This window comes from Erythrobacter sp. MTPC3 (assembly GCF_042854385.1).
GTDB lineage: Bacteria > Pseudomonadota > Alphaproteobacteria > Sphingomonadales > Sphingomonadaceae > Erythrobacter.
In genome coordinates, this window is sequence record NZ_BTGP01000008.1 from 176,814 (window position 1) to 189,404 (window position 12,591).

Below are 12,591 nucleotides of genomic sequence, written 5' to 3' on the forward strand. Positions count from 1 at the left end.
AGCGGTTAAAGTCCGCTCGCAACCAAACCCTCGCTAGCCGTGCGATCATGGCCGACCACGCCCAGCATTAATGTGCCTTCTAACAAGGTCATCAGGTAACGTGCGCCGCCAGCTGGATCAGGATCATCTTCGGGCATCTGGGTCTCCAGCCACGCTAGCTGTTTGGTCATCATCTGCTCGGCCGCTTCCTTATAGCCGGATACGCCCCGCGCCGAACCCGCCACGATTTCCCACCAGAGTACCATGAAGGGCTGCATCGCAGGCTGTTTCCCCTGCGCCAGAATCCGTTCGAAACACTCCTTCCGGGTTGCCGCGCGTCCGTCACCCAAAGCCATCTCAAGCGCGGCCGAATAAACCCCGGCGATGTATTCGACCAAACCTGCAATCAGCTTTTGCTTGTTCCCGAAATGATAGATCAACATCCGGTCGCTCGTCCCCGCAGCTTTGGCCAGAGGCCGAAGGCTCGCGCTGCCAAGTCCATGCTCGAGGACGTGCGCGGCGAGTCTTGGAAGCAACGTTTCCCGGGAGAGAGAGGAGCTCGTCATTTCACTCTTGTAGCGTACGCTACAATACGCTACCAGATAATGCAGCAACCGCTACAACGATATCCGGAGCTGATCGATGAACGTCCTGCAAATCACTTTCCTCGCTGTGCTGGCATGCGGCGGTATCGCAATTGCCTATACATTGCTCGCCAAGCCAACAACCGGCAATGCGTTCCTCGCTGCCATGCTTTCCGCCGGTCTTGGCGCATTCACCGCCGTTCAGATCGCACAGGAGGGTGTGATGATGTTCTTCATCAATCACACCCACAATCTAACCGGGCTTCAGGTGTGGTGGGATCTGGTCATGTGCGTCGTGATCGGACTGTTCCTGATCGCGCAGCGTGCACGCGCGGCTGGAATGAATTTGGCGCCGTGGTTCCTGTTCGTCGGCGCCACGGCAAGCATTGGATTGCTCGCCACGTGCGCACGATTGTTCTGGCTCGAAAGCCGGACGAGCACACTTGCGGGCACTTCCGCCGTGTAAACCCGCTTGCCGGATGGCGGCACCTTTTCTAAGCGGCAGTGCCATATGACGGACGCTGCCATCACCGCTTCGACACCGCTCGGGAATGCGCATCAGGCTGCACTCCCGAAAGATCATCCCGCCGATCCGTGGCTTTGGTGTATCGCGCTGCCGCTGCTGTTCGGATCGCTGGCGACCATCCGCCTTGCGATCCCCTCTGCGCCCTATTTCGATGAGGTGCATTACCTGCCCGCCGCGCGCGAGATTCTCGCGATCTGGGGCGATGGCGGTGCGTACACCAATCGCGAACACCCGCTGCTGGGCAAGGAATTGCTGGCGCTGGGCATTTACCTGTTCGGTGACAACCCGCTGGGCTGGCGGATATTCCCCCTCATCGCCGGAATAGCAGCGGTGGGCGCGTGTATGCGAGCGATGTGGCATGCCAGCCATGACCGGTTCGCCGTGATCGCTTTTGGCATTTTGCTGGCGACCGGTTTCCATCTCTTCATCCATGCCCGCATCGCCATGCTCGATATCTTCATGGCGGCGTTCCTTTCGATTGCCGCATGGCAATTTGCCGCCGCGATCCGCCAGCCGGAACGCGGGCGTTTGCGGCTGGCCCTTACCGGGATCGCCATCGGCTGCGCGCTCGGCTCCAAATGGAACGCCGTGCCGCTGGCGATGGTGCCTGGCATCACATTCTTTGCCGCCCGGCTGTCCGCAGGCCGCCGCCGTCTGTTCACCAGCACCCGGGGCATTCCTGTGCCCGGCGTTTCGCTGGCAGAGGCGTTTGTCTGGCTGGGGGCCGTGCCGCTTATTGTATACGCCCTGACCTTTGCGCCGGGATACTGGCTGGGCGATCAATTTCACGCGTCTCCATTGACGGAGTTCGGCCTGATCGGATTGCACCGGGAGATACTTTCACTGCAACAACAGGTGCTTGCGCCGCATTCCTATATGAGCACTTGGCCGCAATGGGTGCTGAACACACGCGGCATCTGGTATCTGTATGAATTTACAGACGGCGCGCAGCGCGGTGTCTTGCTAATCGGTAATCCGCTCACCATGCTGATCGGACTGCCTGCGCTGGCATGGTGCCTTGTAAACGGGCTTTACCAACGCAATTGCGCGAAGATGGCGATGGTGATCGGGTACGCGGTCACGTTAGGCCTGTGGCTGATCGCGCCCAAGCCTGTGCAATTCTATTACCATTATCTGCTGCCGAGCATGTTCCTGCTTGGCGCGCTCGCCCTGACGCTGTCGGATATTCACAGCAGCCAAAGATACCGCTGGGTCAGCTACACGGCGCTAACGGCATCGGCGCTGGTGTTCGCGCTGTTCTTCCCGATCCTGAGCGCCGCCGAACTGGAAGGCCCGATGAGCTTCGCCAAATGGGCGGTGATTGAGGGGTGGCGCTAAAACCGGCCCCAGACGAACCGGCTCGATAGCGCATAATTCCAGACCGATCCGATCAGGATACCGGCCAGCGCCGCGAGTGCCCAGAACAGTCCCTGACTTTCCAGCAGCGTCGCGACGGCCACATTGGCGAAACCGCCCACCGCGCAGGTTGCGCAGAACCCTGCCCAGCCTGCCAAAACTGCGCCCCAGCCCTTCAGCCGTTTGTCGCGGTAGGTCAGCCAGTTGTTGAGCCAGAAGTTAAAGCTCATCGCGACCAGCACCGCGCCCAATTGCGCTTTCCAGAATGTCGCCGTCATTCCGCCCAGCAGGACTGCCAGCACCGCATAATGCACGATTACGCCCAGCCCGCCGACCGTCCCGAACAGCGCAAAGCGCGTGGGGATCACCCGGCCCAGCGTCTTGTCATAAAGCCCGGCGAGAAAATCGAACAGAATTGCGCGGTCCAGCTTACTTTCCCCTTCGCGGCGGGCGGCAAAATTGAGCGGGAATTCCTTCACCTGCATGGGCGCGTCCGAAGTCGCCAGCAGATCGAGCAATATCTTGAACCCGATGCCCGACAATCGGGGCGCAAGGGCGCGTGCGCGGCTGGATGGCAACATGAAAAATCCGCTCATCGGATCGGTCAGTTCGACGCCGGTAATGGCGCGCGCGACGCGGTTGGCCATGCCCGAAAGCCGCTCGCGTTCCGGCGCGTCCCAGTCTTCAGGACTTGCCCCTTCGGCGAAGCGGCTGGCGACGCAAATATCGGCCTCACCGGCTTTGAGGCTCGCCAACATATCAGGGAGCAATGCGGGATCATGCTGGTGGTCTGCGTCCATCACCGCCACAAACGGCGCTGCGGTGGCGCAGAACCCTTCGATAGCGGCGCTCGATAGCCCGCGCCTGCCGATGCGCTGGATCACGCGCACCCGGCGGTCTTCGCGGGCAAGATCGCGCCCCTCGTCGGCGGTTCCATCGGCGCTGTCATCATCGACGATCAGCACTTCCCATCCATCGCGCCCCAACGCCTGTTCGATGCGCTCGACCAGCGGCACCAGATTGCCGCGCTCGTTGAGAGTCGGAAGGATTATGGCGAGTTCAAGGGCCATGCGGGATCGAGGGTCAGAGCCGTTTGAGGACAGCCGCGCCGATTTCCTCGCAGCCATGTGTCCCGCCCAGATCGCCGCCGCGAATACCGTCTGCCAGCGCGCTCTCCACCGCGTTTTCGATGCGGGCAGCCTCTGCTTCGCGGCCAAAAGAATGGCGCAGCATCATCGCGGCGGACAGGATCGTCGCCATCGGATTTGCCTTGCCCTGGCCGGCGATATCGGGCGCGCTGCCGTGGATCGGTTCGTACAGGCCGAACAGACCGTGATCGGTGGACCGGTCGCCCATAGATGCGCTCGGCAAAAGCCCGATTGATCCGACCGCCGCGCTGGCAAGATCGGACAGGATATCGCCGAACAAATTGGCCGTCAGGATGACGCTGAATTGCGAAGGGTTGCTAATGATCTGCATCGCCGCGTTGTCGACATACATGTGGCTCAGCGTAATGTCGGGCTGAGCTGCGGCGGCGGCAATTACGGTGTCGCGCCAGACCTGGCTTGTTTCAAGCACGTTGGCCTTGTCGACACTGCACAATTCGCCGTTCCCTGCGCGCGCCGTGCTAAATGCGACCTGCGCGATGCGGCTGACCTCTGTTTCGCAATAGGACATCATGTCCCACCCCTCGCGGCTGCCATCGGCGGCTTTTCGTTCACCCTTGTCGCCGAAATACACATCGCCGGTCAGCTCGCGCACGATCATCATATCGAGCGTGCGGGCGATCTCCGGCTTCAACGGGGAGAGATGCTCCATTCCCGCAAACACCTTTGCCGGGCGCAGATTGGCAAACAGATCAAGCTCTTTGCGCAGGCCCAGGATCGCCTGTTCTGGGCGCAGATGACGCTCCAGACCGTCGCAATCAGGATCGCCAACCGCGCCAAACAGCACCGCGTCCGCTTCGCGCGCCATCGTCAGCGTCTCTTCGGGCAGAGGATGGCCGTGGCGTTTGTAAGCGATCCCGCCCACGTCGCCGTCGAACAGTGTCAGGCCGGGCAGGTCGAGCGCCTCCAGCACCATGACCGCCTGCCGCGTGACTTCGGGGCCGATCCCGTCCCCTGGCAGAACTGCGATTTTCATAGGCTTCCCTTATTCCAGCATCCGCACCAGCCGTTCGCCCAAGGCGGTGCGCGCGGCAATAACATCGCTTTTCACATCGGCAAGCAGGTAACGCGCGATGGGTTTGTGCAGTGCGCGAAAAGCTTCGATCTGCGCGGGGAAATCATCGTCCATATCAGGCTTGCCCCCGCCATATCCCAACTCGCGCAAGAACATCGCTTCATACGCGACCATCGCCGCCAGCCAGCCGCGCGCAGATGGCGCGTGGCAGATCGCGTTGAGCAGGCCGTCAAGCGCCTGATAGAGCGAGGGATAAGGATTGCGTTCCGGCAGCGTGCTGGCCGTAAGCGCGCAGGCCCATGTGATCGCCGCCGCTGGCAGCGGCTCGGTCATCCAGGGGCCTCGGCTTTCCTCCAGCTCCAGCCGGGCAAAGGGCAATTGGCTCGCCGATTTTGCGCGCAGTTCCAATGCGACCCGGTTGCCGGGGATCATCACCGGACGCAGCTGCCGCCCCCTGCCGCCCGCGACATAGCCCGCGACCAGTCCGTATTCTTCGGTGAGCAAGCGCGCGATCGCCGCCGTTTCGCCGTGCGCCCGGCTGGCGACCAGCAATGCAGGCGCGGTCAGGTTCATTCGGCCCCGGCGACCGTTTCGCAGGTAGGCTCAGTGCATTGCATAAAGAAGCGCGCGCGCCCAGTGCCCGTGTCAGAGCAAATGTGGTTATTTGGCGGAAAGTTTCGCTTCAAGCTCGGCGACTTTCGCTTCGAGCGCGTCGGCTTGCTCGCGTGCTTTCTGGGCCATCGCTTTTACCGTGTCGAATTCTTCGCGGCTTACGAAATCCACGCCGCCCATCGCCTCTCTCAGGCGTTCGCGCGCGCTTTCGCGGGCTTCGCGCGTCATGCCGGCCATGGTGCCTGCTGCGCTGTTGGCAATTTTGACGAAGTCGGCGATGATCGGGTTTTCGCTTTGCATGAAAGCTATTTGGTGAAGCCGGTGCGCTTTGTCCAGAATGTTTCTGCGCCTGAGACAGGCTGCGCAGATTGGCTAAAGCGTGATTTCCACTGCCGCTGCAGGTTCTTCACCGCTTGCCGCTGCGGGGTTCTCTGCGATGAACTGGTAATTCAGCGCCGCCGCGAAACACGCCCACAGCAGATACGGCACCAATAACAGCGCTGCCACGCGCCGGACCCGCCAGAACAGCGCCATAACCACGATCAGGCTGACCACCGCATAGCCAAGCACGTACAGCGCCAGCGTCATCTCTTGCATTCCGAAAAACACCGGCGTCCACGCCAGCGTGCCAACGAAATGCAGCGCGAATGCAATCAGCGCAGCGCCGCGTCCACGCGCGCCCCATGCACTTGCAATCATGGCGACTGAAAATCCGACCAGCACCCAAAGCACGGTCCAGACGATCCCGAAAATCGCAGGAGGCGGAAAAATCGACGGCTTGTCGAGCGACTGGAACCAAGATGTCGAAGCATTGCCAAGCTGACCGGACATAAAGCCGAGCAGGACCACCAGCGGGACCATGAAAAGCGACCATCGTAAAAAGCTGGCGCGCAGCTGCTCTTTTGAAGCCAGAATGTTCATTCACTCTCCTGTCCGGCGGACGCCGTTAATTCATTGGGCGCTTCAACGCTCGGTCGTTCTACTCACTGTTAGCTGGCGTTAATCGATTCGTTCATACCTGTATGCAAGCGCACGGTGCGAAGTGTCAGGGTCAGGGACACTTTACCCACATCTTGCGTGGAAGGGGTCTTTGATATCCGGGGGCGCCTGATACGAGCTTGATGGCTAGCTGCGCCGTGCGCTGATCAGGAATTCGACGTTCCCTTGCGGTCCTGTAATCGGGCTTTGCGCGATTCCCTGAATGTCCCAGCCCAGATTTTCGAGCCACTCGCGCACCTCTTCGCAGACACGCGCGTGCAGATCAGGGTCGCGGACCACGCCGCCCTTGCCCACCTCTTCACGCGCAACCTCGAATTGCGGTTTTATAAGTGCGACAAGGTGGCAGTCCTTCGCAGCGAGTTTTAACGGGCGTTCGAGCACTTTTGCCAGGCTGATGAAACTTGCATCGCACACTACCCAGCTGACAGGGCGATCAATTTGCTCGGCGGTCAGGATGCGCGCGCTGGTCTGTTCGTAAACGGTTACGCGGTCATCCTGCCGCAATTTCCACGCGAGCTGGTTGGTCCCGCTATCCACTGCAAACACATGCGCTGCGCCGTTGGCCAGCAACACATCGGTAAAGCCGCCGGTGGAGCTGCCGACGTCCATCGCGGTAACGCCCGCCGGATTGAGCGCGAAGTGATCAATCGCATGCGCCAGCTTTATCCCGCCGCGGCTGACCCAGGGATGATCGCGTCCGCGCACTTCCAGCGAAGCATCCTCGGCGATCTGCTGCCCCGGCTTTTCGACCTTTGCCTCGCCCGCAAAGACAGTGCCCGCCATTATCAGCGCCTGCGCCCGCGTTCGGCTTTCCACCAGTCCGCGTTCGACCAGCAGGTGATCGACCCGCTTCTTTTTCGGTTGTTTCGTTGTTTTCGTCATGGACCCGAAAGGCGTTAGCGCGCATTTAAGTGCCATGAAAGCAATCTACTTACATGCCGCTGGCGCAATCGCGCTGACCTTCACCATCGCTGCCTGCGTTCCATCGGTGACCATACCGCCGGCACCGACGCCCGTTCCAGCCGCCGCGCCCCCCGCCGCTGCGCCCGCACCCGAACCTGCGCCTGCACCTGCGCCCGCGCCAACACCGGCCCCCGCACAGGCCGTGCAGGAACAGGAATACGAAAACTATCTCGACGCGCCGCAGACGCCGGGGACGTGGACCTATGCGTCCGATCCCGATGTGACGATGGCGTGGTTTGGCACAGGCGGAAACGAACTGGCCGCCGATTTCGTGATCATCTGCCAGCTTGGGCAGCGTCAGATCGGCCTTGTGCGCAGGGGCTCCGATCAGCCTCGGGTGATGCAGGTGACCACAGAGACGACAACGCGCATCCTCGAAGCGTCAGCAATGCCGCGCGAGGGAGCAATGGTGGTCGCAATGCTGAACGCGGACGATACCCTGCTTGACGCGATGGCTGTCACCAAGGGGCGTTTCAAACTTGAAACCGAAGGAATGCCTACGCTCTACCTGCCCGCATGGGTCGAGGTAAGCCGCGTGATCGAGGATTGCCGCTAAAGATTCGTTTCGCGATTTCCACAGTTTGGCAGTGTTTTCGTCCCGCCGGACGCCGAAACGTTGACCGTCCCGGGTCTTCCACGGGCGCAGCGCGTTTCTCTATTTGGGCGAAGGCGCATGATTGTGACGTGGGAAAAGTTTTTTTCAAGTCTTGTGTTGGTAGGCGATAAGACTCAAATATGTGCTTGAGGTTAGCGGCGAACGCAAACTTCGGCCCCCGGTGAAACGCGAGGGTCTTGGCTTTCAAGCGCGAAAGGAGGTGATCCGATGTCTCATGGTTCAGTAGCGAGGTCGGTGAAGATCCCTACGGAGCATATTCGGTAGCATTTCCTTACCGAGTAAGGTTTCGTGAGCGGCACTTCCGGCCGCTGACCATGAAAGGGCGGTTCCCCGACGGGCGGAGCCGCCCTTTTCATTTTTTGTTTGAGCCTCAAGCGCCGGGCGCAGCGCATCCGCGCTGCTTGGCTGCGCCGCATAAGCGGCGGCGCGCGGTCGCGCGCTGGCGAGCCCGCGGCTCGCACCATTCCAAGCCATCGGTCGAGCGCCCTGATACTTGGCGCTACCTCGCATTGTCGCTGCGGAGCACGGCGCGAAGCGCCGCAAGGGCGACAGCCCGCCCGCAGCGACGCAGGCGCGAGGAAATCGCGCCCCGGATGGGGTGCGCAAACAAAACACCCGGCGCTTGAGGCTCAAACCAAAAAACCCAAAACAAAACTCCGCACATACACGCCCGCCTACACAATCCTTGCCCCCGTCGGCGCACGGCATTATCTGCCTGCGTCATGGAATTCACGACGCTCCCACACCCTTCGCCAACACCCGATGACGCGCGCGAGGCGGCGATTGCCGATCCCGGTTTCGGCACGGTTTTCACCGATCACATGGTCACCGTCGATTACGACGCGGCGAAAGGCGGTTGGCAAACACCTGTGATCGGCCCGCGTCAGGCCATCCCTTTAGATCCGGCGGCGAGCGTTCTTCACTACGCGCAGGAAATTTTCGAAGGCATGAAAGCCTTCCCCCACGCAGATGGCGGCCTTGCGCTGTTCCGGCCGGAGGCAAACGCACAGCGTTTCAACGCCAGCGCCCGGCGCATGGCAATGCCCGAAATTCCCGAAGAATTGTTCCTCGCCGCCGTTCGCGAAGCGGTGAAAGCGGATGCGGACTGGATGCCATCGGTCGAGGGCGGATCGCTTTATATCCGTCCCTTCATGTTCGCGTCGGAGGCATTTCTGGGCGTGCGCCCCGCGACCCAGTACAAATTCGTCGTGATCCTTGTATCGTCAGGCAATTATTTCAAGAACGGCGTGAACCCGGTGAAAATCTGGGTCAGCCAGGATTACGTCCGCGCAGCGCCCGGCGGCACTGGCGCAGCCAAAACCGGCGGCAATTACGCCGCCAGCCTTGTCCCGCAGGCCGAAGCGATCCGGCAGGGCTGCGATCAGGTCGTCTTCCTTGATGCGGTAGAGAAGAAATGGGTCGAGGAGCTGGGCGGGATGAACCTGTTCTTCATCCGGTCCGACGGCAGCGTCATCACCCCGGAACTGACTGGCACGATCCTGCCCGGCATTACCCGCGACAGTCTGATCGCGATGCTCCGCGAAGAGGGGCTGGACGTGCGCGAGGAGCCGTATTCAATCACGCAGTGGCGCGAAGAGGCCGAGAACGGCACCTTGCTGGAAACGCTCGCCTGCGGCACCGCTGCGGTCGTCACGCCCGTCGGCACAGTCGCCTCCCCCGCTGGCGAGTTCTCCATTGGCACCGGCGGGATCGGCCAGATGGCGCAGAAGATGCGCGAACGTCTGGTCGATCTGCAACATGGCCGGGTCGAGGACAAACACGGCTGGGTCGAGCGGATCGGGTAAACGCCCATGACCGACACCCCGATCCAGGTCGCCGCCCTATACCGCTTCACACGTTTTGACGATCCGGCAAGCCTTCAAGCGTCACTTCAATCCGCGTGCGATGCGGCCGGGATAAAGGGAACGTTGCTGATTGCCAAAGAGGGCATCAACGGCACGATTGCCGGCACGGACAATGCGCTAAACAGCGTGCTGGAAACCATCCGCGCCCTGCCCGGCTGTGCTGAAACCGAAGTGAAGTTCTCCCACGCCGATGCAATGCCTTTCAACCGGATGAAGGTGCGGCTGAAACGCGAGATCGTGACGATGGGACAGCCCGACATTAATCCCAATGCCAGCGTCGGGCGCTATGTCGCGCCAGAGGACTGGAACGACCTTATCAGCGATCCCGACACCATCGTGATCGACACCCGCAACGATTACGAAGTCGCGGTCGGCACATTCAAGGGCGCAGTCGATCCACAGACCAAAAGCTTCCGCGACTTTCCGGCGTGGTTCCGTGAACACCGCGAGGAATTGCTGGAGGGCAAGAAAAAGGTCGCGATGTTCTGCACCGGCGGAATTCGCTGCGAAAAATCGACCAGCTTCCTGCGCTCCGAAGGCATAGAGGACGTGTTTCACCTGAAGGGCGGTATCCTCAAATACCTAGAAACCGTGCCCGAAGACGACAGCAAATGGGAAGGCGAATGCTTCGTTTTCGACCAGCGCGTCGCCGTCAAACACGGACTTGAGCTGGGATCATACGGGCTGTGCTTTGCCTGCCGTATGCCGCTCAACGAAGCCGAAATGGCATCACCCGATTACGAAGCCGGTGTCAGCTGCCCGCACTGCATCAATGACCGCGATGACGAACAGCGCGCCCGCTATGCTGAACGCCAGCGCCAGCAGCAACTCGCCAAGGCGCGCGGTGAGGCGCATATCGGGCCGAAACCGAATGGCGATGCGTGACCGATTTTCCAGTCCTCTATTCTTTTCGCCGCTGCCCTTACGCGATGCGGGCGCGCATGGCGCTGTGGACGGCAGGCATCACGGTAGAGCTGCGCGAGGTAAAGCTCGCGGACAAGCCGCCCGAACTAGCCGAGGTATCGCGCAAGGCGACCGTACCGGTGCTGGCGTTAACCGATGGGACAGTCATTGACGAAAGCATCGCGGTCATGCGCTGGGCGCTTAACCAGAACGACCCTGAGGGCTGGCTGAAAGGCGATGACCGCGATTTGATCCAGCGGTTTGATGGCCCGTTCAAACACCATCTCGACCGTTACAAATACCCGACGCGCTACCCTGATGAGGCAGGCGGCGACGAGGATACCTTTCGTTTCGATCATCGCTCCAGCGGCTTTGCGATGCTGGCCGATCTCGATTCCCGTTTGGGAGACCGCAGGCACCTGTGCGGTGATTACCGGACCCTAGCCGATATCGCGCTGTTTCCGTTCATCCGCCAGTTCGCCAACACCGACCGCGACTGGTTTGACGCGCAAGGGCTGCCGCACCTTTTACCGTGGCTGGAGGGGCATCTCGCGTCCGATCTGTTCAAGGCTGTCATGCCTAAATTCACACCCTGGAAATTAGGCGACGAAGCGATCATCTTTGGCCCGGAGTAGTAGAATTTTAACTCTCGATGTGGATGTTGCCAGCATGTCTGGGTTTTCGCCTGTCCACAAGATTGCGATTGATGAATATCGCGCCGAATTGCATTTCGCGATCGGTGGTTTCTGGACGCTCGAAAAAATGCACAGCTTCCTCGGTGAATTGACCAAAGCTGCCGCGCCCTTTCTCAAATCGCGCAAACGCTTCAGGGTCCTCGGCGATCTACGCGACTTTGTGCCGCAAGACCGTTCGACCGCCGAGGCAATCCGTAACAGCCTCCTAGAGGCGCAGAAAAACGGATTGACCCGATTTGCCCTGGTATCGACGGCGCCGCTTGTGAAACTTCAATATAAGCGGATAACCGACGGACTGGATGTCGAATTTTTCGACAGCCCTCGCGAAGCAGAGATGTGGCTGCGCCAGTAATCCTGCGGCTTGAAAATTTAATTCCCCAATCCATCGCGGAACCCATCAATCAGCCAGTTTGCCGCCGGTCCCAGCCGCTCGTTCCTCCGCCATAGCGCACTCAGCGGATAGGCTGCGCCGGGTTTCTCCGGCAGGTCGAGTTCCACCAATCGTCCCGCTGCGATATCCTCTGCAACCTGATGACGCGGCATGTTGCCCCAGCCCAGCCCCTCTTTCAGCAAAGCGTGTTTTGCGCCCAGATCGCCCAGCCGCCACGTAAGCGGGCTGAGCACGGAAAACTCGCGGCCCTGCGTCAGATCGGATCGGTCGGCGAGGACCAGTTGCAAATGTTGGCGGCTTTCACCCGGCGCAACGTCCTTTGCCGCCAGCGGGTGATCGGGCGCGGCCACGGGAATGAGTTCAACATCACCCACCACTTGCCGTTCGAGCGCGGGATTGTCCCCGATCACCGGGCCACCAATTGCAAGCTGCGCGCGGTCATCCAGCAGGCATTCGGCAACCGCGCCAAGCCCTTCGATATTAAGCGTCAACGCGACTGTCGGGAACATGCGGCGGAATTCGCGCAGCACCTGTGCGGTGACATCGCTGGGCACCATCACATCGAGCACCAGGCCGACGCTGCTTTCTAACCCGGTATGGAGCGACTTCGCCTTTGCCAGCAGCGCATCGGCCCTGTCTGCGACCGCCCGCGCCTCTGCCAGCAGCCCCTCGCCCGCTTCGGTCAGCACAGGTTTGCGAGACCCTTCGCGTTCGAACAGGGTGGCGGCCAATTGCGTTTCGAGTTGGGCTATACCGTAGCTGATCGCGGAAACCGCCCGCCCGGATGCGCGTGCCGCTGCGCCAAAGCTTCCCTCGTCCACCACGGCCAGGAAGATACGCAATTGATCGAGGGATGGCTCACCCAGCTTCATCGGGTAATGTTCTAATATTCAGAACATTTTTGCAAGTTTTATCGCACTT

Annotated in this window: 15 protein-coding genes; 7 read left to right on the forward strand and 8 right to left on the reverse strand. The window is 60.8% G+C overall.

Going from position 1 to position 12,591, the window contains the following annotated elements:
- Nucleotides 1–5: 5 nt before the first annotated feature.
- The gene (locus ACGHU1_RS12405) at nucleotides 6–545 is read right to left on the reverse strand and encodes a TetR/AcrR family transcriptional regulator (protein ID WP_390587334.1); all 540 of its coding nucleotides are present in this window, start codon (nucleotides 543–545) and stop codon (nucleotides 6–8) included.
- 76 nt (nucleotides 546–621) lie between these two features.
- Here ACGHU1_RS12405 and ACGHU1_RS12410 point away from each other — a divergent pair, with 76 nt between their 5' ends.
- On the forward strand, nucleotides 622–1,029 hold the full coding sequence (locus ACGHU1_RS12410; RefSeq protein WP_390587336.1) for a hypothetical protein: 408 nt from the start codon (nucleotides 622–624) through the stop codon (nucleotides 1,027–1,029).
- 45 nt (nucleotides 1,030–1,074) lie between these two features.
- Entirely contained in the window at nucleotides 1,075–2,427 is a 1,353-nt protein-coding gene (locus ACGHU1_RS12415; protein WP_390587337.1) for a phospholipid carrier-dependent glycosyltransferase, read from the forward strand.
- Here the strand turns inward: ACGHU1_RS12415 and ACGHU1_RS12420 are convergent.
- The 6 genes from ACGHU1_RS12420 to ACGHU1_RS12445 all read right to left on the reverse strand — a co-directional run bounded on the left by ACGHU1_RS12420 (nucleotide 2,424) and on the right by ACGHU1_RS12445 (nucleotide 7,119).
- Nucleotides 2,424–3,515 carry a glycosyltransferase family 2 protein gene (locus ACGHU1_RS12420; protein WP_390587412.1) on the reverse strand — a complete coding sequence of 364 codons (1,092 nt, stop codon included), beginning with the start codon at nucleotides 3,513–3,515 and terminating at the stop codon, nucleotides 2,424–2,426. The genes ACGHU1_RS12415 and ACGHU1_RS12420 overlap by 4 nt on opposite strands.
- Before the next feature lie 13 nt (nucleotides 3,516–3,528).
- Nucleotides 3,529–4,587 carry a 3-isopropylmalate dehydrogenase gene (gene leuB / locus ACGHU1_RS12425; RefSeq protein ID WP_390587339.1) on the reverse strand — a complete coding sequence of 353 codons (1,059 nt, stop codon included), beginning with the start codon at nucleotides 4,585–4,587 and terminating at the stop codon, nucleotides 3,529–3,531.
- 9 nt (nucleotides 4,588–4,596) lie between these two features.
- Nucleotides 4,597–5,199: a DNA repair protein RecO gene (locus ACGHU1_RS12430; protein ID WP_390587340.1), complete on the reverse strand. Its 603-nt coding sequence runs from the start codon at nucleotides 5,197–5,199 to the stop codon at nucleotides 4,597–4,599.
- 87 nt (nucleotides 5,200–5,286) lie between these two features.
- Complete coding sequence (locus tag ACGHU1_RS12435; protein ID WP_390587341.1) at nucleotides 5,287–5,538, reverse strand: accessory factor UbiK family protein; 252 nt, start codon at nucleotides 5,536–5,538, stop codon at nucleotides 5,287–5,289.
- 72 nt (nucleotides 5,539–5,610) lie between these two features.
- A complete protein-coding gene (locus ACGHU1_RS12440) occupies nucleotides 5,611–6,159 on the reverse strand; it encodes a TspO/MBR family protein (RefSeq protein WP_390587342.1) in 549 nt (182 codons plus the stop codon).
- A gap of 204 nt (nucleotides 6,160–6,363) precedes the next feature.
- Complete coding sequence (locus tag ACGHU1_RS12445; RefSeq protein WP_390587344.1) at nucleotides 6,364–7,119, reverse strand: TlyA family RNA methyltransferase; 756 nt, start codon at nucleotides 7,117–7,119, stop codon at nucleotides 6,364–6,366.
- A 34-nt stretch (nucleotides 7,120–7,153) separates the two neighbouring features.
- Here ACGHU1_RS12445 and ACGHU1_RS12450 point away from each other — a divergent pair, with 34 nt between their 5' ends.
- From ACGHU1_RS12450 to ACGHU1_RS12470, 5 genes are all read left to right on the forward strand, one after another.
- Nucleotides 7,154–7,756 carry a hypothetical protein gene (locus ACGHU1_RS12450; RefSeq protein WP_390587346.1) on the forward strand — a complete coding sequence of 201 codons (603 nt, stop codon included), beginning with the start codon at nucleotides 7,154–7,156 and terminating at the stop codon, nucleotides 7,754–7,756.
- Between the two features lie 782 nt (nucleotides 7,757–8,538).
- Entirely contained in the window at nucleotides 8,539–9,621 is a 1,083-nt protein-coding gene (locus ACGHU1_RS12455; RefSeq protein WP_390587347.1) for a branched-chain amino acid aminotransferase, read from the forward strand.
- 6 nt (nucleotides 9,622–9,627) lie between these two features.
- Nucleotides 9,628–10,566, forward strand: coding sequence for a rhodanese-related sulfurtransferase (locus tag ACGHU1_RS12460; RefSeq protein ID WP_390587348.1), 939 nt, complete (start codon nucleotides 9,628–9,630; stop codon nucleotides 10,564–10,566).
- Entirely contained in the window at nucleotides 10,563–11,219 is a 657-nt protein-coding gene (locus tag ACGHU1_RS12465) for a glutathione S-transferase (RefSeq protein ID WP_390587350.1), read from the forward strand. Before ACGHU1_RS12460 ends, ACGHU1_RS12465 begins: the two co-directional genes overlap by 4 nt.
- A gap of 34 nt (nucleotides 11,220–11,253) precedes the next feature.
- Nucleotides 11,254–11,631, forward strand: a complete 378-nt coding sequence (locus ACGHU1_RS12470) for a hypothetical protein (RefSeq protein WP_390587351.1) — start codon at nucleotides 11,254–11,256, stop codon at nucleotides 11,629–11,631.
- A 17-nt stretch (nucleotides 11,632–11,648) separates the two neighbouring features.
- Here the strand turns inward: ACGHU1_RS12470 and ACGHU1_RS12475 are convergent, their stop codons facing one another.
- On the reverse strand, nucleotides 11,649–12,542 hold the full coding sequence (locus ACGHU1_RS12475) for a LysR family transcriptional regulator (protein WP_390587353.1): 894 nt from the start codon (nucleotides 12,540–12,542) through the stop codon (nucleotides 11,649–11,651).
- Nucleotides 12,543–12,591 lie beyond the last annotated feature (49 nt).